The following is a 20,688-nucleotide window of genomic DNA, read 5'->3' as shown; positions in this document are numbered from 1 at the left end:
TGGCGCAGGCTAGCCGTGCCATGGGCCGCAGTTCGTCTTAGCGTATCAGCCGCGCAGCCCCCTTCATGCCCCATTCATGAGCGTATGGCCGCTATATCGGGGCCCTTTTCCTATGCAAGCCCATTACCCATAGCTATCATGCCAGCCTTATTCCAAGTCGAGACTGGCATGCTGAAGTTGTTGAATCTCCTCAAGGATGGCCGGTTCCATTCCGGAGAAGCCTTGGGTGCAGCCCTCGGGGTGAGTCGTAGTGCCGTCTGGAAACAGCTACAGCACCTCGAAAGTGAACTGAACCTCACTATCCACAAGGTTCGTGGACGCGGCTATCAACTCGCCGCGCCCTTGGCGTTGCTCGAGGAGCAAGCGATCGCCGAGTTTTCCCAGGGGGAACAATGGCCGGTATTCATCCATGACACCATCGACTCCACCAATGCCGAAGGCTTGAGGCTCGCCACACAGGGGCAGGTTGCCCCCTTCGTGGTGCTCGCTGAGCGCCAAAGTGCTGGCCGAGGGCGGCGTGGGCGCCAGTGGGTAAGTCCGTTTGCCGAAAACCTTTACTACAGCCTGGTGCTGCGTATCGATGGTGGGATGCGGCAACTTGAAGGGTTGAGTCTGGTCGTCGGCTTGGCGGTCATGCGGACACTGCAGGCATTCGGCGTGAAAGAGGTGGGGCTGAAATGGCCTAATGACGTGCTGGTCAGGGGGCAGAAGATTACTGGCATCCTGCTTGAGTTGGTCGGCGATCCCGCTGATGTCTGCCACGTGGTGCTTGGAGTTGGTATCAATGTGAACATGCAGGTCAACGAACAGGTTGACCAGGCCTGGACCTCGATGCGGCGGGAGCTTGGTGCAAGTATTGACCGAAATCGCCTGGTGTCGGCCCTTACCCAGCAACTACAGCATGAGTTGTCGCGCCACCGTCGATACGGTTTTGCAGCATTCCAGGAAGAGTGGGAGCAGGCACATCTATGGCAAGGGCATAATGTATCGTTGATTGCTGGCACCACCCGGATCGATGGCGTGGTGTTAGGCGTGGACGGGCAGGGCGGTTTGCGCCTTGAAGTCGATGGTGTGGAAAAGAGCTTCAGTGGCGGAGAGCTCAGTTTGAGGTTGCGTGATGATTCTTGAGCTCGATTGCGGAAACAGTTTCATAAAGTGGCGGGTCATACACACGACTGACGCCACTATCGTAGGGGGTGGCATCGTCGACTCCGACCAGGCCCTGGTTGAGCAAGTGGCGGCGTTGGCATCTGCTCATTTGTCTGGCTGTCGCATGGTCAGTGTCCGCAGTGAGGACGAAACTGAAGCGCTTTGCGTCCTTCTTGCCCAGGCGTTTTCGGTTGAAGTGCAGGTCGCCCAGCCAGCGCAGGAAATGTCCGGTGTGCGTAATGGCTACGAAGATTACCAGCGCTTGGGCATGGATCGCTGGCTGGCTGCACTGGGTGCTTTTCACCTTGCCAAGGGGGCCTGCTTGGTCATCGACCTTGGTACCGCAGCGAAAGCCGACTTCGTCGCTGCTGATGGTGAGCATCTTGGCGGCTACATCTGCCCCGGTATGCCACTGATGCGCAGTCAACTGCGCACCCATACCCGTCGCATTCGATACGACGATGCATCGGCAGAGCGGGCGCTGACCAGTCTGGCGCCAGGGCGCTCCACCGTTGAAGCGGTCGAGCGCGGTTGCGTGCTCATGCTCCAGGGTTTTGCGCGCACCCAGCTCGAGCAGGCGCGTAGTTTGTGGGGGGATGATTTCGCGGTATTTCTCACAGGCGGGGATGCCCCGCTGGTAAGAGATGCCGTGCCTCAGGCGCGAGTCGTGCCTGACCTGGTGTTCGTCGGTCTGGCCATGGCCTGCCCATTGGATTGAGGTGCCTATGCGTTGGTTGTTTCTGTTGTTGGTGGTGCTTAACGTCGTCTATTACGTATGGCACCAGCAGGAAGCCCCGCTGAAGGTCAAGGAAGTCGCCCCCCTGTCGCTGTACAAGGGAAATCAGCAAGAGATCCGTCTACTGCGGGAGGCGGGGATCAATGCACCGGCCAAGCGGCGAGATGAGTGTCTTGTGGTGGGAGGCCTGGCGACTCAAGAGGAGCTTGATGAGCTGCGCCAGCGTCTGTTGAGTCTTGATATCAGCGCCGTGCCGGTGTCTGGGCAGCTGGCTGGCGCGGAGGGTCGTTGGCTCAAGGTCAGTCCGCAAAGCGAGCGTTTGCTGGACCCTGTGGTCCTCTCGACACTTTCCAACGATTTCAAAGACTTAAAACATAAAATTATTTTCTGCCAGGGTATTGCAACTGGCGAATAGCTTGATAGAATGGCGCCCGCTTCACAGGGAACACCACCAAGGTGGCGGAACTGGAAGCAGTGTCAAAGCAGCTAAGTTTCGGATTTGATTGAAAAAATTTGAAAAAACGCTTGACACTAGGACGGCAGACAAATAGAATGCCGGCCACATCTGGAGGGATTCCCGAGCGGTCAAAGGGGACGGACTGTAAATCCGTTGCGAGAGCTTCGAAGGTTCGAATCCTTCTCCCTCCACCAGTTTTAGCGAGAGCTGCAAGCTCCGCGGGTATAGTTTAGTGGTAGAACCTCAGCCTTCCAAGCTGATGATGCGGGTTCGATTCCCGCTACCCGCTCCAAGTTTGCTGGTTTTGCACAAAGTGTTTCGCTCTTGTAGCTCAGTTGGTAGAGCACACCCTTGGTAAGGGTGAGGTCAGCGGTTCAAGTCCGCTCAAGAGCTCCATATAAACAAGGCAGATATGAAAATATCTGCCTTTGTTTTATCAGCGGTGTGACTATTTTCTTCTGCGGAGGATTGTATCGATGGCTAAGGAAAAGTTTGATCGTTCCCTACCACACGTGAACGTTGGCACTATCGGCCACGTTGACCATGGTAAAACCACTCTGACCGCAGCTCTGACTCGCGTCTGCTCCGAAGTTTTCGGTTCGGCAGTCGTTGAGTTCGACAAGATCGACTCGGCTCCGGAAGAAAAAGCGCGCGGTATCACCATCAACACCGCTCACGTCGAGTACAACTCGAACATTCGTCACTACGCTCACGTTGACTGCCCAGGTCACGCTGACTACGTGAAGAACATGATCACCGGTGCTGCCCAGATGGACGGCGCGATCCTGGTTTGCTCGGCCGCCGATGGTCCGATGCCACAAACCCGTGAGCACATCCTGCTGTCCCGTCAGGTTGGCGTTCCGTACATCGTGGTCTTCCTGAACAAGGCTGACCTGGTAGACGACGCTGAGCTGCTGGAACTGGTCGAGATGGAAGTTCGCGACCTGCTGTCCACCTACGACTTCCCAGGCGACGACACTCCGATCATCATCGGTTCGGCTCGTATGGCGCTGGAAGGCAAAGACGACAACGAAATGGGCACTACCGCTGTCAAGAAGCTGGTAGAAACTCTGGATGCCTACATTCCTGAGCCAGTTCGTGCCGTTGACCAGCCGTTCCTGATGCCGATCGAAGACGTATTCTCGATCTCGGGTCGTGGTACCGTTGTTACCGGTCGTATCGAGCGTGGTATCGTTCGCGTTCAAGACCCGCTGGAAATCGTTGGTCTGCGTGAAACTTCGACCACCACCTGCACCGGTGTCGAGATGTTCCGCAAGCTGCTGGACGAAGGTCGTGCTGGCGAGAACTGCGGCGTTCTGCTGCGTGGTACCAAGCGTGACGACGTTGAGCGTGGCCAGGTTCTGGTCAAGCCAGGTTCGGTCAAGCCGCACACCAAGTTCACCGCAGAAGTCTATGTTCTGTCGAAGGAAGAAGGCGGTCGTCACACTCCGTTCTTCAAAGGCTACCGTCCTCAGTTCTACTTCCGTACCACTGACGTGACCGGTAACTGCGAACTGCCGGAAGGCGTTGAAATGGTAATGCCAGGTGACAACATTCAGATGACTGTCACCCTGATCAAGACCATCGCAATGGAAGACGGTCTGCGCTTCGCTATCCGTGAAGGCGGTCGTACCGTCGGCGCCGGCGTCGTAGCAAAAATTATTGAATAAGTAGTTGATTTACTTGATCGGGCCGGTATAATGGCCGGCCTGATACAGCGTTATAGGTCAGTAGCTCAATTGGCAGAGCGACGGTCTCCAAAACCGTAGGTTGGGGGTTCGATTCCCTCCTGACCTGCCATTCACCTCGGTGTGATTGGCTTTCTTCTCACAGGATCCTCCCCGATGACGCCCAAGACTGAAGCCCAAGAATCGCGTTTTGATCTGTTCAAGTGGCTGGCTGTAGTGGCTTTGGTAGTCGTTGGCGTTGTGGGTAATCAGTATTACTCCGCCTCTCCAATCCTGTATCGCGTCCTTGCACTTCTCGCCCTGGCTGCTGTCGCAGGCTTCGTTGCTCTGCAGACTGCGAAGGGTAAGTCGTTCTTTGCGCTGGCGAAGGAAGCTCGTACCGAGATTCGTAAAGTCGTGTGGCCGACCCGCCAGGAAACCACCCAGACCACTCTGATTGTCGTGGCTGTCGTGTTGGTTATGGCACTGCTGCTGTGGGGTCTTGATTCCCTGCTCGGCTGGGCGGTCTCCTTGATCGTTGGCTAAAGGTGTCCCGTGGCTAAGCGTTGGTATGTTGTGCATGCTTACTCGGGTTACGAGAAGCATGTGATGCGGTCGCTGATCGAGCGCGTCAAGCTGGCTGGCATGGAAGACGAATTCGGCGAGATCCTGGTCCCGACCGAAGAAGTCGTTGAGATGCGCAACGGCCAGAAGCGCAAAAGTGAGCGCAAATTCTTCCCTGGCTACGTTCTGGTCCAGATGGAGATGAACGAAGGGACTTGGCACTTGGTCAAGGACACCCCTCGTGTGATGGGCTTTATCGGTGGTACCGCAGATAAGCCTGCGCCGATCACTGATAAAGAAGCTGAAGCTATCCTGCGTCGCGTGGCTGACGGTAGTGATAAGCCGAAGCCGAAGACGCTCTTCGAGCCGGGTGAAGTGGTTCGAGTCATTGATGGTCCGTTTGCTGACTTCAATGGTAGCGTCGAAGAGGTTAACTACGAAAAGAGTCGCCTCCAGGTGGCGGTGCTCATTTTCGGTCGCTCTACTCCGGTGGAGCTCGAGTTCAGCCAGGTCGAAAAGGTCTAGGCGGACAACGCATCCCATACCCCGCAGCCCTGTGTGCTGCGGGGTTTTGTCGTCACTGGGATAAAACGCAAGTCATCCGGGGAGCCATCTGGCGTTCGTACCCGATATTGGAGTAGCTCATGGCTAAGAAGATTCAGGCTTACATCAAGCTGCAAGTTAAGGCCGGCCAGGCCAACCCAAGCCCACCCGTTGGTCCAGCACTGGGTCAACACGGTGTGAACATCATGGAATTCTGCAAGGCCTTCAACGCCCGTACTCAGGGTCAAGAGCCAGGTCTGCCGACTCCAGTGATCATCACTGTTTACAGTGACCGTAGCTTCACTTTCGAAACCAAGAGCACCCCTGCTTCGGTTCTGCTGAAGAAGGCTGCTGGCCTGACCAGCGGTTCGGCTCGTCCGAACACTGTCAAGGTTGGTACCGTCAACCGTGCTCAGCTGGAAGAGATCGCCAAGACCAAGCAGGCTGATCTGACCGCTGCTGACCTGGACGCAGCTGTACGCACCATCGCTGGCTCTGCCCGCAGCATGGGTCTGAACGTGGAGGGTGTGTAATGGCTAAGCTGACCAAGCGCCAAAAGGCCATTGCTTCGAAAGTCGAAGCTGGCAAAGTTTACAACTTCGAAGAAGCAGCAGTGCTGCTGGCCGAACTGTCCACCGTGAAGTTCAGCGAGTCCTTCGACGTTGCCGTCAACCTCGGCGTTGACCCGCGTAAATCCGACCAGGTCGTTCGTAGCGCTACCGTGCTGCCACACGGCACTGGCAAGACCGTACGTGTTGCCGTCTTCACCCAGGGTCCTGCTGCTGAAGCCGCTCTGGCTGCTGGCGCTGACCGCGTAGGTATGGACGATCTGGCTGCCGAAATGAAAGGCGGCGACCTGAACTATGACGTCGTCATCGCATCGCCTGATGCAATGCGCGTTGTAGGTCAGCTGGGTCAGGTTCTGGGTCCGCGCGGCCTGATGCCTAACCCGAAAGTTGGTACCGTGACGCCAGACGTCGCTTCGGCTGTCAAAAACGCCAAGGCTGGTCAGGTTCGCTACCGTACCGACAAAAACGGTATCATCCACACCTCCGTTGGCAAGGTCGGCTTCGAAGCTGGCAAGCTGAAGGAAAACGTTGAGGCACTGATCGCTGATCTGAAGCGTATCAAGCCTGCTTCTTCGAAAGGTATCTACGTCAAACGCGTTACCCTGAGCACCACCATGGGCCCAGGCCTGGTCATCGACCAGAGCTCGCTGAACGCGTAAGACCGATGGTGGCGCGATTCGTCGCGCCACCAGCAAAAAATTGGGGTCCCTGCCTGGCGGGGGCTATCCAAGACCGTAGGCGGCGCAAGCCTTAAACCACAAGCCTACGCAGATGGTGCTCCCGATTCGTTACCGAATCAGACACCAAAACGACATCCGGCTTCGGCCAGATGAAACGGTAAAAACCAGGAGTAAACCCGTGGCAATTAAACTCGAAGACAAGAAGGCCATCGTCGCTGAAGTCAACGAGGCTGCCAAAGTCGCTCTGTCCGCTGTCGTGGCTGATGCCCGTGGTGTGACTGTAGGCGCAATGACCGGACTCCGTAAAGAGGCCCGCGAAGCTGGCGTTTACGTACGTGTCGTACGTAACACCCTGCTCAAGCGCGCTGTTGAAGGCACCGAATTCTCGATCCTCAACGACGCGTTCAAAGGCCCGACCCTGATTGCTTTCTCCAACGAACACCCGGGCGCTGCTGCTCGTCTGTTCAAAGAGTTCGCCAAGGGTCAGGACAAGTTCGAGATCAAGGCAGCTGCGTTTGACGGCAAGTTCCTTGCCGCTAACCAGATCGACGTGCTGGCAACCCTGCCAACTCGCGACGAGGCTATCGCACAGCTGATGAGCGTAATCCAAGGTGCAACCAGCAAGCTGGCTCGTACCCTGGCAGCTCTGCGCGACCAGAAAGAAGCTGCTGCTGCCTAAGGCACGCGCAACTCTTTCAAAATCATACGTTTAATTTGATGGCTGCGTAGGCTGTCACCCCAATACAGGATTTAAGTCATGTCTCTGACTAACGAACAAATCATCGAAGCGATCGGCCAGAAAACTGTTCTGGAAATTGTTGAACTGATCAAAGCGATGGAAGAAACCTTCGGCGTTACCGCTGCTGCCGCTGTTGCCGCTGGCCCAGCTGTTGCTGCCGCTGCTGCTGAAGAGCAGACCGAGTTCAACGTCGTTCTGACCGAAGCTGGCGACAAGAAAGTAAACGTGATCAAGGCCGTTCGTGAACTGACCGGTCTGGGCCTGAAAGAAGCCAAAGAGAAAGTCGACGGCGCTCCTCAGGTTATCGCTGAAGGCGTTTCGAAAGAAGCCGCTGAAGACGCGAAGAAGAAGCTGGAAGAAGCTGGCGCTAAAGTCGAGCTGAAGTAATCTCGACCTTGCGACTCCAGCCGGAGCGTTGAGCGAAGGCTGATGGCTGGTGGCTTATGCCACCGGCCTTTTTCCGTTATTGGTGGCCGATCAGGTCGGCCCCGATAACTGGCTGCAAGACACCCATGTGGGTGGCGCAAACCAAGAGGTTTGCACGATTTTCTGGCTGCTCCCGCCGGGAGAAGCCAAACAAGCAGGTGACCAAGCTGGGGAACGCTGATGGCTTACTCATACACTGAGAAAAAACGTATCCGCAAGGACTTTAGCAAGTTGCCGGACGTCATGGATGTGCCTTACCTCCTGGCCATCCAGCTGGATTCGTATCGCGAATTCCTGCAAGCGGGAGCATCCAAGGATCAGTTCCGCGACGTCGGCCTGCACGCGGCCTTCAAATCGGTATTCCCGATCATCAGCTACTCCGGCAATGCTGCCCTGGAGTACGTAGGCTATCGCCTGGGCGAACCAGCCTTCGATGTGAAGGAATGTGTCCTGCGTGGCGTGACCTTCGCGGTCCCACTGCGGGTCAAGGTGCGCCTGATCATCTTCGACAAGGAATCGTCGAACAAAGCGATCAAGGACATCAAAGAGCAAGAAGTCTACATGGGTGAAATCCCCCTGATGACTGAGAACGGTACCTTCGTTATCAACGGTACCGAGCGTGTGATCGTTTCCCAGCTGCACCGTTCGCCTGGTGTGTTCTTCGACCACGACCGTGGCAAGACGCACAGCTCCGGCAAGCTGCTGTACTCCGCTCGCATCATCCCTTACCGTGGTTCGTGGCTGGACTTCGAGTTCGACCCGAAAGACTGCGTGTTCGTCCGTATCGACCGTCGCCGCAAACTGCCGGCCTCGGTACTGCTGCGCGCCCTGGGTTACAGCACCGAAGAGGTTCTGAACACCTTCTACACCACCAACGTATTCCACGTATCCGGCGAGAAGCTGAGCCTGGAACTGGTACCGCAGCGTCTGCGTGGTGAAGTCGCGGTGATGGATATCCACGACGGTAGCGGCAAGGTCATCGTCGAGCAGGGCCGTCGTATCACTGCGCGCCACATCAACCAGCTCGAGAAGGCTGGGGTCAACCAGCTGGACGTACCGCTGGAATATGTCCTGGGCCGTACTACCGCCAAGGCCATCGTGCACCCGGCAACCGGTGAAATCCTCGCCGAGTGCAACACCGAGCTGACCACCGAGCTGATGATCAAGATCGCCAAGGCTCAGGTCGTCCGCATCGAAACGCTGTATACCAACGACATCGACTGCGGTCCGTTCATCTCCGACACCCTGAAGATCGACACCACCAGCAACCAGCTGGAAGCTCTGGTGGAGATCTACCGCATGATGCGCCCAGGCGAGCCGCCAACCAAGGATGCTGCCGAGACCCTGTTCAACAACCTGTTCTTCAGCGCCGAGCGTTACGACCTGTCCGCCGTAGGCCGCATGAAGTTCAACCGTCGTATCGGTCGCACCGAGATCGAAGGTTCGGGCGTGCTGAGCAAGGAAGACATCGTCGAGGTCCTCAAGACCCTGGTCGACATCCGTAACGGCAAAGGCATCGTCGACGACATCGACCACCTGGGTAACCGTCGCGTTCGCTGCGTCGGCGAGATGGCCGAGAACCAGTTCCGTGTTGGCCTGGTGCGCGTGGAGCGCGCGGTCAAGGAACGTCTGTCGATGGCTGAAAGCGAAGGCCTGATGCCGCAAGACCTGATCAACGCCAAGCCGGTAGCGGCGGCGGTGAAAGAGTTCTTCGGTTCCAGCCAGCTGTCGCAGTTCATGGACCAGAACAACCCGCTCTCCGAGATCACCCACAAGCGTCGTGTCTCTGCACTCGGCCCAGGCGGTCTGACCCGTGAGCGCGCTGGCTTCGAAGTCCGTGACGTACACCCGACCCACTACGGCCGTGTGTGCCCGATCGAGACTCCTGAAGGTCCGAACATCGGTCTGATCAACTCCCTGGCAGCCTATGCCCGCACCAACCAGTACGGTTTCCTGGAAAGCCCGTACCGCGTGGTGAAGGAAGGCGTGGTCAGCGATGACATCGTGTTCCTGTCGGCGATCGAAGAAGCGGATCACGTCATTGCACAGGCTTCGGCCGCAATGAACGAGAAGAAGCAGCTGATCGACGAGCTTGTAGCGGTCCGTCACCTGAACGAATTCACCGTCAAGGCGCCGGAAGACGTCACCCTTATGGACGTTTCGCCGAAGCAGGTTGTTTCCGTCGCTGCCTCGCTGATTCCGTTCCTCGAGCACGACGACGCCAACCGTGCACTGATGGGTTCGAACATGCAGCGTCAGGCTGTACCGACCCTGCGTGCCGACAAGCCGCTGGTAGGTACCGGCATGGAGCGCAACGTCGCCCGTGACTCCGGTGTCTGCGTGGTAGCTCGCCGTGGTGGTGTGATCGACTCGGTCGACGCCAGCCGTATCGTCGTTCGCGTAGCCGACGACGAAGTCGAAACCGGCGAAGCAGGTGTGGATATCTACAACCTGACCAAATACACCCGTTCCAACCAGAACACCTGCATCAACCAGCGTCCGCTGGTCAGCAAGGGTGATGTGGTTGCGCGTGGTGACATCATGGCCGACGGCCCGTCCACCGACATGGGTGAACTGGCACTGGGTCAGAACATGCGCATCGCGTTCATGGCGTGGAACGGCTTCAACTTCGAAGACTCCATCTGCCTGTCCGAGCGTGTTGTTCAGGAAGACCGTTTCACCACCATCCACATCCAGGAACTGACCTGTGTGGCGCGTGACACCAAGCTTGGCCCAGAGGAAATCACCGCGGACATCCCGAACGTCGGTGAAGCCGCCCTGAACAAACTGGACGAAGCCGGTATTGTCTACGTCGGTGCCGAAGTCGGCGCTGGTGACATCCTGGTCGGCAAGGTCACTCCGAAAGGCGAGACCCAGCTGACTCCGGAAGAGAAGCTGCTGCGCGCGATCTTCGGTGAGAAAGCCAGCGACGTCAAAGACACCTCCCTGCGCGTGCCGACCGGCACCAAGGGTACCGTCATCGACGTTCAGGTCTTCACCCGTGATGGCGTAGAGCGCGACAGCCGTGCCCTGGCCATCGAGAAGATGCAACTGGACGAGATCCGCAAGGACCTCAACGAAGAGTTCCGCATCGTCGAAGGCGCAACCTTCGAGCGTCTGCGTGCTGCCCTGAACGGCCAGGTGGTCGACGGTGGCGCGGGCCTGAAGAAAGGCACCGTGATCACTGACGAAGTGCTGGACGGTCTGGAGCATGGGCAGTGGTTCAAGCTGCGCATGGCTGAAGATGCACTGAACGAGCAGCTGGAAAAAGCTCAGCAGTACATCGTCGATCGCCGTCGTCTGCTGGACGACAAGTTCGAAGACAAGAAGCGCAAGCTGCAGCAGGGCGATGACCTGGCTCCGGGCGTTCTGAAGATCGTCAAGGTCTACCTGGCAATCCGCCGTCGCATCCAGCCGGGTGACAAGATGGCCGGTCGTCACGGTAACAAGGGTGTTGTCTCGGTGATCATGCCGGTCGAAGACATGCCGCACGACGCCAACGGTACTCCGGTCGACGTCGTACTGAACCCGCTGGGCGTACCTTCGCGTATGAACGTCGGTCAGATCCTTGAAACCCACCTGGGCCTCGCGGCCAAAGGTCTGGGCGAGAAGATCGACCGCATGATCGAAGAACAGCGCAAGGCCGCTGAACTGCGTACCTTCCTGACCGAGATCTACAACGAGATTGGCGGTCGTCAGGAAAACCTGGACGAGTTCTCTGACGAAGAGATCCTTACCCTGGCGAACAACCTGAAGAAGGGCGTGCCCATGGCCACTCCAGTCTTCGACGGTGCCAAGGAGCATGAGATCAAGGCCATGCTGAAACTGGCCGACCTGCCAGAGAGCGGCCAGATGGTGCTGTTCGATGGCCGTACCGGCAACAAGTTCGAGCGTCCAGTGACCGTTGGTTACATGTACATGCTCAAGCTGAACCACTTGGTGGACGACAAGATGCACGCGCGTTCCACTGGTTCGTACAGCCTGGTTACCCAGCAGCCGCTGGGTGGTAAGGCGCAGTTCGGTGGTCAGCGTTTCGGGGAGATGGAAGTGTGGGCGCTGGAAGCATACGGCGCGGCATACACCCTGCAAGAAATGCTCACAGTGAAGTCGGACGACGTGAACGGCCGTACCAAGATGTACAAGAACATCGTGGATGGCGATCACCGTATGGAGCCGGGCATGCCCGAGTCCTTCAACGTGTTGATCAAAGAGATCCGTTCGCTCGGTATCGATATCGATCTGGAAACCGAATAACACGTGACGCGAAGGGGAGTGGGCAGCTAATGCCCGCTCCCTGCTCCGCCAGGAGGAAAGGCCTTGAAAGACCTACTGAATTTGCTGAAAAACCAGGGTCAAGTCGAAGAGTTCGACGCCATCCGCATCGGTCTGGCGTCGCCTGAAATGATCCGTTCGTGGTCGTTCGGTGAAGTTAAGAAGCCGGAAACCATCAACTACCGTACGTTCAAGCCTGAGCGTGACGGCCTGTTCTGCGCCAAGATCTTTGGCCCAGTCAAGGACTACGAGTGCCTGTGCGGTAAGTACAAGCGCCTGAAGCACCGCGGTGTCATCTGCGAGAAGTGCGGCGTTGAAGTCGCCCTGGCCAAGGTTCGTCGTGAGCGCATGGCCCACATCGAACTGGCTTCGCCGGTTGCCCACATCTGGTTCCTGAAGTCGCTGCCGTCCCGGATCGGCCTGCTGATGGACATGACCCTGCGTGATATCGAGCGTGTTCTCTACTTCGAGAGCTATGTCGTTATCGACCCAGGCATGACCACCCTTGAAAAAGGCCAGCTGCTGAACGACGAGCAGTATTTCGAAGCGCTGGAAGAGTTCGGCGATGACTTCGATGCCCGCATGGGTGCCGAGGCTGTCCGCGAACTGCTGCACGCTATCGACCTGGAGCACGAGATCGGCCGCCTGCGCGAAGAGATTCCGCAGACCAACTCGGAAACCAAGATCAAGAAGCTGTCCAAGCGCCTGAAGCTGATGGAAGCTTTCCAGGGTTCGGGCAACCTGCCTGAGTGGATGGTCTTGACCGTCCTGCCAGTGCTGCCGCCGGACCTGCGCCCGCTGGTTCCGCTGGATGGCGGCCGCTTCGCGACCTCCGACCTGAACGACCTGTATCGTCGGGTGATCAACCGTAACAACCGTCTGAAGCGCCTGCTCGATCTGTCGGCGCCGGACATCATCGTGCGCAACGAGAAGCGCATGCTGCAGGAAGCGGTCGACGCCCTGCTGGACAACGGCCGTCGCGGTCGCGCCATCACTGGCTCGAACAAGCGTCCGCTGAAGTCGCTGGCCGACATGATCAAAGGTAAGCAAGGTCGCTTCCGTCAGAACCTGCTCGGTAAGCGTGTGGACTACTCTGGCCGTTCGGTAATTACCGTAGGTCCGACCCTGCGTCTGCACCAGTGCGGTCTGCCGAAGAAGATGGCTCTGGAGCTGTTCAAGCCGTTCATTTTCGGCAAGCTGGAAATGCGTGGTCTGGCGACCACCATCAAGGCTGCCAAGAAGATGGTCGAGCGCGAACTGCCAGAGGTGTGGGACGTTCTCGCCGAAGTGATTCGCGAACACCCCGTCCTGCTCAACCGTGCACCGACCCTGCACCGTCTGGGTATCCAGGCCTTCGAACCGGTTCTGATCGAAGGTAAGGCTATCCAGCTGCACCCGCTGGTCTGCGCCGCGTACAACGCCGACTTCGACGGTGACCAGATGGCCGTTCACGTGCCGCTGACCCTGGAAGCCCAGCTCGAAGCGCGCGCACTGATGATGTCGACCAACAACATCCTGTCGCCAGCCAACGGTGAGCCGATCATCGTTCCGTCGCAGGACGTTGTACTGGGTCTGTACTACATGACCCGTGAAGCCATCAACGCCAAGGGCGAAGGTCGCGTGTTCGCTGACCTGCAGGAAGTCGACCGCGTATTCCGCGCCGGCGAAGCTGCCCTGCACGCGAAAATCAAGGTTCGTATCAACGAAACCGTGAAAGAGCGTGATGGCTCGGTGGTCAAGAACACCCGCATCGTCGACACCACTGTCGGCCGTGCGCTGCTGTTCCAGGTTGTACCGGCAGGTCTGCCGTACGACGTGGTCAACCAGCCGATGAAGAAAAAGGCGATCTCCAAGCTGATCAACCAGTGCTATCGCGTGGTTGGTCTGAAAGAGACCGTGATCTTCGCTGACCAACTGATGTACACCGGTTTCGCCTACTCGACCATCTCCGGCGTTTCCATCGGTGTTAACGACTTCGTTATCCCGGACGAGAAAGCCCGCATCATCGGTACCGCTACCGACGAAGTGAAGGAGATCGAGAGCCAGTACGCGTCCGGCCTGGTAACCCAGGGCGAGAAGTACAACAAGGTCATCGACTTGTGGTCGAAGGCGAACGACGAAGTGTCCAAGGCGATGATGGCCAACCTCTCGAAAGAGAAGGTCATCGACCGCGAGGGCAAGGAAGTCGAGCAAGAGTCCTTCAACTCGATGTACATGATGGCAGACTCCGGTGCGCGTGGTTCGGCCGCCCAGATCCGTCAGCTGGCCGGTATGCGTGGTCTGATGGCCAAGCCGGACGGCTCCATCATCGAGACGCCGATCACCGCGAACTTCCGTGAAGGTCTGAGCGTTCTGCAGTACTTCATCTCGACCCACGGTGCTCGTAAGGGTCTGGCGGATACTGCACTGAAGACCGCGAACTCCGGTTACCTGACTCGTCGTCTGGTAGACGTTGCCCAGGATCTGGTTGTGACCGAGATCGACTGCGGCACCGACCAGGGCCTGCTGATGACTCCGCACATCGAAGGCGGCGACGTTGTAGAGCCGCTGGGCGAGCGCGTATTGGGTCGTGTGATTGCCCGTGACGTGTTCAAGCCAGGCACCGAGGACGTCATCGTTCCGGCCGGTACCCTGGTCGACGAGAAGTGGGTCGAGTTCATCGAGCTGAACAGCATCGACGAAGTCGTCGTTCGTTCGCCGATCAACTGTGAAACCCGCTACGGCATCTGTGCCAAGTGCTACGGTCGCGACCTGGCGCGTGGTCACCTGGTCAACATCGGTGAAGCTGTCGGCGTTATCGCCGCTCAGTCGATCGGTGAGCCGGGTACCCAGCTGACCATGCGTACGTTCCACATCGGTGGTGCTGCAAGCCGTACTTCGGCTGCCGACAGCGTACAGGTGAAGAACGGCGGTATGGTGCGTCTGCACAACCTGAAGCAGGTTGAGCGTGCCGATGGCAACCTGGTCGCGGTATCGCGTTCCGGCGAGCTGGCCATTGCCGACGAGTTCGGTCGTGAGCGTGAGCGCTACAAGCTGCCTTACGGTGCTGTGATTTCGGTCAAGGAAGGTGACAAGGTCGAAGCTGGCGCCATCGTCGCCAAGTGGGACCCGCACACCCACCCGATCGTCACCGAGCTGAAAGGTACCGTGACCTTCGTAGGCATGGAGGAAGGCATCACCATCAAGCGTCAGACTGACGAATTGACCGGCCTGACCAACATCGAAGTCATGGACGTCAAGGATCGCCCTGCCGCAGGCAAGGAAATCCGTCCGGCCATCAAGATGGTCGACGCCTCTGGCAAGGATCTGTACCTGCCAGGTACCGACGTACCTGCTCAGTACTTCCTGCCGGCCAACGCCTTGGTTGGTGTGGCTGACGGCGCCCAGATCGGTGTTGGTGACGTTATCGCGCGTATCCCGCAAGAAACGTCCAAGACCCGTGACATCACCGGTGGTCTGCCGCGCGTTGCCGACCTGTTCGAAGCGCGCCGTCCGAAAGAAGCCTCGATTCTGGCAGAAGTCAGCGGCACCATCGCCTTCGGTAAAGAGACCAAGGGCAAGCGTCGTCTGGTCATTACCCCGACCGACGGTAGCGAGCCGTACGAAGAGCTGATTCCGAAGTGGCGCCACCTGAACGTCTTCGAAGGCGAACAGGTAAACCGCGGCGAAGTTATCTCCGACGGTCCGAGCGATCCGCACGACATCCTGCGTCTGCTGGGTGTGAGCGCGCTGGCGAAGTACATCGTCAACGAGATTCAGGACGTTTACCGTCTGCAGGGCGTGAAGATCAACGACAAGCACATCGAGACCATCCTGCGTCAGATGCTGCGCAAGGTCGAGATCTCCGAGTCGGGCGATTCCAGCTTCATCAAGGGCGACCAGATGGAACTGACCCAGGTACTGGTCGAGAACGAGCGTCTCGCCAGCGAGGACAAGTTCATCTCGAAGTTCACCCGCGTGCTGCTGGGTATCACCAAGGCGTCGCTGTCGACCGAGTCGTTCATCTCCGCGGCTTCCTTCCAGGAAACTACCCGCGTACTGACCGAAGCGGCGGTAACCGGCAAGCGCGATTACCTGCGCGGCCTGAAAGAGAACGTGGTCGTGGGTCGTCTGATCCCGGCTGGTACCGGTCTGGCGTACCACAGCGAGCGTAAGCGTCGCCGTGATGCCGACAAGCCGCTGCGTGTAAGCGCCAGTGAGGTGGAAGCCGCACTGACCGAAGCGCTGAACTCCAGCGGTAACTAAGTACAGGGCAGGGCCCCGGCAGTTCCTGAAGGTCATCGGTGACAGGATTTGTTACCGATGACCGGGCGGGGAGGGCCGGGGCCTCGTCTTGACTGGGTGCAAGATCCTCTTTAGACTTTTGTACCCTTAAATTTGGTGAGGCTCCGTCTCGCCAATTTTTGGCTTTTCTTGCAAGACAATAGCGTCGCAAGACAATCAGTGGAGCTAGTAGATGGCAACTATCAACCAGCTGGTACGTCAGCCGCGTAAGCGTATCGTCGAGAAATCCGACGTTCCTGCGCTGCAGAACTGCCCGCAACGTCGTGGCGTGTGCACCCGCGTGTACACCACCACGCCGAAAAAACCTAACTCGGCACTGCGTAAAGTATGCCGTGTGCGTCTGACCAACGGTTTCGAGGTTTCCTCGTACATCGGTGGTGAAGGCCACAACCTGCAAGAGCACAGCGTCGTTCTGATCCGTGGCGGCCGTGTAAAAGACTTGCCAGGTGTTCGTTACCACACCGTTCGCGGCTCTCTGGATACTTCGGGCGTCAAAGGCCGTAACCAGGGTCGTTCGAAGTACGGTACCAAGCGTCCGAAGTAATCGGCCGTTTGCAGACATCCAATTTTTTGAGTCGATAAGAGTAAGGTCGGGCAGGGGTCGAAGACCCACGTCCCGGGCTAACCTGAAGACCGTTTGAGGGCTTATCATGCCAAGACGTCGTGTAGCAGCAAAACGTGAGATCCTGGACGATCCGAAGTACGGATCCCAGATCCTCGCCAAGTTCATGAACCACGTGATGGAAAGCGGCAAGAAGGCCGTAGCCGAGCGCATCGTTTACGGTGCTCTGGATACCGTCAAAGCACGCAAGAACAGCGATCCCCTGGAAATCTTCGAGAAAGCTCTCGACGCCATCGCTCCGCTGGTCGAAGTAAAGTCCCGCCGTGTCGGCGGTGCCACTTACCAGGTTCCGGTTGAAGTTCGTCCGTCCCGTCGTAACGCTCTGGCAATGCGCTGGCTCGTAGACTACGCCCGCAAGCGCGGCGAGAAGTCGATGGCTCTGCGCCTGGCTGGCGAGCTGCTGGATGCTGCTGAAGGCAAGGGTGCTGCAGTCAAGAAGCGTGAAGACGTGCACCGTATGGCTGAAGCCAACAAGGCGTTCTCGCACTACCGCTTCTAATTCAAGCATCAATCTTTTTGCGAGGGCTTTATGGCTCGTACTACAGCAATTAACCGCTACCGTAACATCGGTATCTGCGCGCACGTTGACGCGGGCAAGACTACCACTACCGAGCGGATCCTGTTCTACACAGGCCTGAGCCACAAGATGGGCGAGGTGCATGATGGCGCCGCGACCACCGACTGGATGGTTCAGGAGCAGGAGCGCGGTATCACCATTACCTCCGCTGCTGTTACCACTTTCTGGAAAGGCTCCCGTGGTCAGTACGACAACTACCGCGTAAACGTCATCGATACCCCCGGCCACGTAGACTTCACCATTGAAGTAGAGCGTTCGCTGCGCGTACTCGACGGCGCGGTCGTCGTGTTCTGCGGTACCTCCGGCGTTGAGCCGCAGTCCGAAACCGTATGGCGTCAGGCCAACAAGTACGGCGTTCCACGTGTTGTCTACGTGAACAAGATGGACCGTGCTGGTGCCAACTTCCTGCGCGTTGTCGGCCAGATCAAGAACCGCCTGGGTCACACCCCGGTTCCAATCCAGCTGGCTATCGGTGCTGAAGACAACTTCCAGGGTCAGGTTGACCTGATCAAGATGAAAGCCATCTACTGGAACGAAGACGACAAGGGCACCACCTATCGCGAGGAAGAGATTCCTGCCGATATGCTGGAGCTGGCTGAAGAGTGGCGCGCCAACATGGTCGAGTCCGCTGCTGAAGCCAACGAAGAGCTGATGAACAAGTACCTCGAAGAAGGTGACCTGTCCGTCGAAGAGATCAAGGCTGGTCTGCGCGCCCGTACTCTGGCGAGCGAGATCGTGCCTGCGGTCTGCGGTTCTTCGTTCAAGAACAAGGGTGTTCCCCTGGTTCTCGACGCCGTTATCGACTTCCTGCCGGCTCCGACCGAGATCCCTGCTATCCAGGGTATCAACCCGGACGACGCCGACCTGGCCAAAGATGACCCGGCTGTTCGTCATGACGAGCGTCACGCTGACGACAACGAGCCGTTCTCGGCTCTGGCGTTCAAGATCGCTACCGACCCGTTCGTAGGTACTCTGACCTTCGTTCGCGTCTACTCGGGCGTTCTGAACTCCGGTGACTCGGTCATCAACTCGGTCAAAGGCAAGAAAGAGCGCGTTGGTCGTATGGTGCAGATGCACGCCAACCAGCGTGAAGAGATCAAGGAAGTTCGCGCTGGCGACATCGCGGCCCTGATCGGCATGAAAGACGTTACCACTGGTGAAACCCTGTGCGACGCTGACAAGCCAATCATCCTTGAGCGCATGGACTTCCCAGAGCCAGTGATTTCGCTGTCTGTTGAGCCGAAGACCAAGCAAGACCAGGAAAAAATGGGTATCGCACTGGGCAAGCTGGCTCAGGAAGACCCGTCGTTCCGTGTCAAGACCGACGAAGAGACTGGCCAGACCATCATCTCCGGTATGGGTGAGCTGCACCTGGACATCATCGTTGACCGCATGAAGCGCGAATTCAACGTTGAAGCCAACATTGGTAAGCCTCAGGTTTCGTACCGCGAGAAGATCACCAAGTCCGGCGTCGAGATCGAAGGCAAGTTCGTTCGTCAGTCCGGCGGTCGTGGTCAGTTCGGTCACTGCTGGATCCGCTTCTCCGAGCCGGATCAGGACGAAAAGGGCAACATCACCGAAGGCCTGGTCTTCACCAACGAAGTCGTTGGCGGTGTGGTTCCGAAGGAATACATCCCGGCGATCCAGAAGGGTATCGAAGAGCAGATGAAGAACGGCGTTGTCGCCGGCTATCCTCTGATCGGCCTGAAGGCTACCGTGTTCGACGGTTCGTACCACGACGTCGACTCCAACGAGATGGCGTTCAAGATCGCGGCCTCCATGGCGACCAAGCAGCTGGCCCAGAAGGGTGGCGGTGTTGTGCTTGAGCCGATCATGAAGGTTGAGGTAGTAACCCCTGAGGATTACATGGGTGACGTGATGGGTGACCTGAACCGTCGTCGTGGTCTGATCCAGGGTATGGATGACTCGGTCTCCGGCAAGGTTATCCGTGCAGAAGTCCCACTGGGAGAGATGTTCGGTTATGCGACCGACGTTCGTTCCATGTCTCAGGGTCGCGCAAGCTACTCCATGGAATTCTCCAAGTACTCCGAAGCTCCGTCGAACATCGTCGAAGCACTCGTTAAAAAACAAGGCTAATCCAGCCCTTTAGGCAAGAGGTTCACTGTCGTGGCTAAAGAAAAATTTGATCGTTCCCTTCCCCACGTTAACGTCGGCACCATCGGCCACGTTGACCACGGTAAGACCACTCTGACCGCAGCTCTGACTCGCGTCTGCTCCGAAGTTTTCGGTTCGGCAGTCGTTGAGTTCGACAAGATCGACTCGGCTCCGGAAGAAAAAGCGCGCGGTATCACCATCAACACCGCTCACGTCGAGTACAACTCGAACATTCGTCACTACGCTCACGTTGACTGCCCAGGTCACGCTGACTACGTGAAGAACATGATCACCGGTGCTGCCCAGATGGACGGCGCGATCCTGGTTTGCTCGGCCGCCGATGGTCCGATGCCACAAACCCGTGAGCACATCCTGCTGTCCCGTCAGGTTGGCGTTCCGTACATCGTGGTCTTCCTGAACAAGGCTGACCTGGTAGACGACGCTGAGCTGCTGGAACTGGTCGAGATGGAAGTTCGCGACCTGCTGTCCACCTACGACTTCCCAGGCGACGACACTCCGATCATCATCGGTTCGGCTCGTATGGCGCTGGAAGGCAAAGACGACAACGAAATGGGCACTACCGCTGTCAAGAAGCTGGTAGAAACTCTGGATGCCTACATTCCTGAGCCAGTTCGTGCCGTTGACCAGCCGTTCCTGATGCCGATCGAAGACGTATTCTCGATCTCGGGTCGTGGTACCGTTGTTACCGGTCGTATCGAGCGTGGTATCGTTCGCGTTCAAGACCCGCTGGAAATCGTTGGTCTGCGTGAAACTTCGACCACCACCTGCACCGGTGTCGAGATGTTCCGCAAGCTGCTGGACGAAGGTCGTGCTGGCGAGAACTGCGGCGTTCTGCTGCGTGGTACCAAGCGTGACGACGTTGAGCGTGGCCAGGTTCTGGTCAAGCCAGGTTCGGTCAAGCCGCACACCAAGTTCACCGCAGAAGTCTATGTTCTGTCGAAGGAAGAAGGCGGTCGTCACACTCCGTTCTTCAAAGGCTACCGTCCTCAGTTCTACTTCCGTACCACTGACGTGACCGGTAACTGCGAACTGCCGGAAGGCGTTGAAATGGTAATGCCAGGTGACAACATTCAGATGACTGTCACCCTGATCAAGACCATCGCAATGGAAGACGGTCTGCGCTTCGCTATCCGTGAAGGCGGTCGTACCGTCGGCGCCGGCGTCGTAGCCAAAATCATCGAGTAATCACTCGGTCGATTGAAAAAGCCCCCGCTCAGCGGGGGCTTTTTTTATTGGGTTGACACTAAATGGGGGCGTCTATAGAATC

At 57.7% G+C, this 20,688-nt stretch carries 17 protein-coding genes and 4 tRNA genes; all 21 read left to right on the top strand.

What is annotated here, in order from left to right; genetic code table 11:
• The first annotated feature begins 168 nt into the window (after positions 1 to 168).
• Entirely contained in the window at positions 169 to 1,128 is a 960-nt protein-coding gene (gene birA / locus VXM67_RS24640) for a bifunctional biotin--[acetyl-CoA-carboxylase] ligase/biotin operon repressor BirA (RefSeq protein WP_023382641.1), read from the top strand.
• The gene (locus VXM67_RS24635; RefSeq protein ID WP_023382640.1) at positions 1,118 to 1,867 is read left to right on the top strand and encodes a pantothenate kinase; all 750 of its coding nucleotides are present in this window, start codon (positions 1,118 to 1,120) and stop codon (positions 1,865 to 1,867) included. The genes birA and VXM67_RS24635 overlap by 11 nt, the downstream gene beginning before the upstream one ends.
• A gap of 7 nt (positions 1,868 to 1,874) precedes the next feature.
• Positions 1,875 to 2,300 (top strand): hypothetical protein, encoded by a 426-nt coding sequence (locus tag VXM67_RS24630; protein ID WP_023382639.1) that lies wholly within the window; start codon positions 1,875 to 1,877, stop codon positions 2,298 to 2,300.
• Positions 2,301 to 2,452: 152 nt separating this feature from the next.
• Positions 2,453 to 2,536 (top strand) — tRNA-Tyr (locus VXM67_RS24625).
• 24 nt (positions 2,537 to 2,560) lie between these two features.
• Positions 2,561 to 2,634: transfer RNA gene (locus VXM67_RS24620), tRNA-Gly, on the top strand.
• Positions 2,635 to 2,662: 28 nt separating this feature from the next.
• Positions 2,663 to 2,738 (top strand) — tRNA-Thr (locus VXM67_RS24615).
• A gap of 80 nt (positions 2,739 to 2,818) precedes the next feature.
• A complete protein-coding gene (gene tuf / locus VXM67_RS24610; RefSeq protein WP_023382632.1) occupies positions 2,819 to 4,012 on the top strand; it encodes an elongation factor Tu in 1,194 nt (397 codons plus the stop codon).
• 54 nt (positions 4,013 to 4,066) lie between these two features.
• Positions 4,067 to 4,142: transfer RNA gene (locus VXM67_RS24605), tRNA-Trp, on the top strand.
• Between the two features lie 44 nt (positions 4,143 to 4,186).
• Positions 4,187 to 4,555, top strand: a complete 369-nt coding sequence (secE, locus tag VXM67_RS24600) for a preprotein translocase subunit SecE (protein WP_008089117.1) — start codon at positions 4,187 to 4,189, stop codon at positions 4,553 to 4,555.
• 9 nt (positions 4,556 to 4,564) lie between these two features.
• Positions 4,565 to 5,098: a transcription termination/antitermination protein NusG gene (nusG, locus tag VXM67_RS24595; protein WP_011531880.1), complete on the top strand. Its 534-nt coding sequence runs from the start codon at positions 4,565 to 4,567 to the stop codon at positions 5,096 to 5,098.
• A gap of 119 nt (positions 5,099 to 5,217) precedes the next feature.
• Positions 5,218 to 5,649 (top strand): 50S ribosomal protein L11, encoded by a 432-nt coding sequence (gene rplK / locus VXM67_RS24590; protein ID WP_023382638.1) that lies wholly within the window; start codon positions 5,218 to 5,220, stop codon positions 5,647 to 5,649.
• Positions 5,649 to 6,344, top strand: a complete 696-nt coding sequence (gene rplA / locus VXM67_RS24585; RefSeq protein WP_023382637.1) for a 50S ribosomal protein L1 — start codon at positions 5,649 to 5,651, stop codon at positions 6,342 to 6,344. The genes rplK and rplA overlap by 1 nt, the downstream gene beginning before the upstream one ends.
• Before the next feature lie 199 nt (positions 6,345 to 6,543).
• Positions 6,544 to 7,044: a 50S ribosomal protein L10 gene (gene rplJ / locus VXM67_RS24580; RefSeq protein WP_003257082.1), complete on the top strand. Its 501-nt coding sequence runs from the start codon at positions 6,544 to 6,546 to the stop codon at positions 7,042 to 7,044.
• Positions 7,045 to 7,122: 78 nt separating this feature from the next.
• Positions 7,123 to 7,491 (top strand): 50S ribosomal protein L7/L12, encoded by a 369-nt coding sequence (rplL, locus tag VXM67_RS24575; RefSeq protein WP_011531883.1) that lies wholly within the window; start codon positions 7,123 to 7,125, stop codon positions 7,489 to 7,491.
• A gap of 49 nt (positions 7,492 to 7,540) precedes the next feature.
• A complete protein-coding gene (locus VXM67_RS24570; protein ID WP_023382636.1) occupies positions 7,541 to 7,711 on the top strand; it encodes a hypothetical protein in 171 nt (56 codons plus the stop codon).
• On the top strand, positions 7,711 to 11,784 hold the full coding sequence (gene rpoB / locus VXM67_RS24565; protein WP_023382635.1) for a DNA-directed RNA polymerase subunit beta: 4,074 nt from the start codon (positions 7,711 to 7,713) through the stop codon (positions 11,782 to 11,784). The genes VXM67_RS24570 and rpoB overlap by 1 nt, the downstream gene beginning before the upstream one ends.
• 63 nt (positions 11,785 to 11,847) lie before the next feature.
• A complete protein-coding gene (rpoC, locus tag VXM67_RS24560; RefSeq protein WP_023382634.1) occupies positions 11,848 to 16,047 on the top strand; it encodes a DNA-directed RNA polymerase subunit beta' in 4,200 nt (1,399 codons plus the stop codon).
• Positions 16,048 to 16,258: 211 nt separating this feature from the next.
• Positions 16,259 to 16,630: a 30S ribosomal protein S12 gene (gene rpsL, locus VXM67_RS24555; RefSeq protein ID WP_003186084.1), complete on the top strand. Its 372-nt coding sequence runs from the start codon at positions 16,259 to 16,261 to the stop codon at positions 16,628 to 16,630.
• Positions 16,631 to 16,736: 106 nt separating this feature from the next.
• Positions 16,737 to 17,207, top strand: coding sequence for a 30S ribosomal protein S7 (rpsG, locus tag VXM67_RS24550; protein WP_003246741.1), 471 nt, complete (start codon positions 16,737 to 16,739; stop codon positions 17,205 to 17,207).
• A 30-nt stretch (positions 17,208 to 17,237) separates the two neighbouring features.
• The gene (fusA, locus tag VXM67_RS24545) at positions 17,238 to 19,382 is read left to right on the top strand and encodes an elongation factor G (protein WP_023382633.1); all 2,145 of its coding nucleotides are present in this window, start codon (positions 17,238 to 17,240) and stop codon (positions 19,380 to 19,382) included.
• Positions 19,383 to 19,412: 30 nt separating this feature from the next.
• The gene (tuf, locus tag VXM67_RS24540; RefSeq protein ID WP_023382632.1) at positions 19,413 to 20,606 is read left to right on the top strand and encodes an elongation factor Tu; all 1,194 of its coding nucleotides are present in this window, start codon (positions 19,413 to 19,415) and stop codon (positions 20,604 to 20,606) included.
• Positions 20,607 to 20,688: the final 82 nt, after the last annotated feature.

This window comes from Pseudomonas sp. Rh2 (assembly GCF_040762985.1).
Lineage (GTDB): Bacteria > Pseudomonadota > Gammaproteobacteria > Pseudomonadales > Pseudomonadaceae > Aquipseudomonas > Aquipseudomonas taiwanensis.
This window is presented reverse-complemented; position numbering and strand designations above follow the sequence as displayed.

Coding starts and splice junctions, on each gene's coding strand:
- birA (WP_023382641.1), top strand. CDS start 169: ATGCTGAAGTTGTTGAATCTCCTCAAGGATGGCCGGTTCCATTCCGGA.
- VXM67_RS24635 (WP_023382640.1), top strand. CDS start 1,118: ATGATTCTTGAGCTCGATTGCGGAAACAGTTTCATAAAGTGGCGGGTC.
- VXM67_RS24630 (WP_023382639.1), top strand. CDS start 1,875: ATGCGTTGGTTGTTTCTGTTGTTGGTGGTGCTTAACGTCGTCTATTAC.
- tuf (WP_023382632.1), top strand. CDS start 2,819: ATGGCTAAGGAAAAGTTTGATCGTTCCCTACCACACGTGAACGTTGGC.
- secE (WP_008089117.1), top strand. CDS start 4,187: ATGACGCCCAAGACTGAAGCCCAAGAATCGCGTTTTGATCTGTTCAAG.
- rplK (WP_023382638.1), top strand. CDS start 5,218: ATGGCTAAGAAGATTCAGGCTTACATCAAGCTGCAAGTTAAGGCCGGC.
- rplA (WP_023382637.1), top strand. CDS start 5,649: ATGGCTAAGCTGACCAAGCGCCAAAAGGCCATTGCTTCGAAAGTCGAA.
- rplL (WP_011531883.1), top strand. CDS start 7,123: ATGTCTCTGACTAACGAACAAATCATCGAAGCGATCGGCCAGAAAACT.
- rpoB (WP_023382635.1), top strand. CDS start 7,711: ATGGCTTACTCATACACTGAGAAAAAACGTATCCGCAAGGACTTTAGC.
- rpsL (WP_003186084.1), top strand. CDS start 16,259: ATGGCAACTATCAACCAGCTGGTACGTCAGCCGCGTAAGCGTATCGTC.
- rpsG (WP_003246741.1), top strand. CDS start 16,737: ATGCCAAGACGTCGTGTAGCAGCAAAACGTGAGATCCTGGACGATCCG.
- fusA (WP_023382633.1), top strand. CDS start 17,238: ATGGCTCGTACTACAGCAATTAACCGCTACCGTAACATCGGTATCTGC.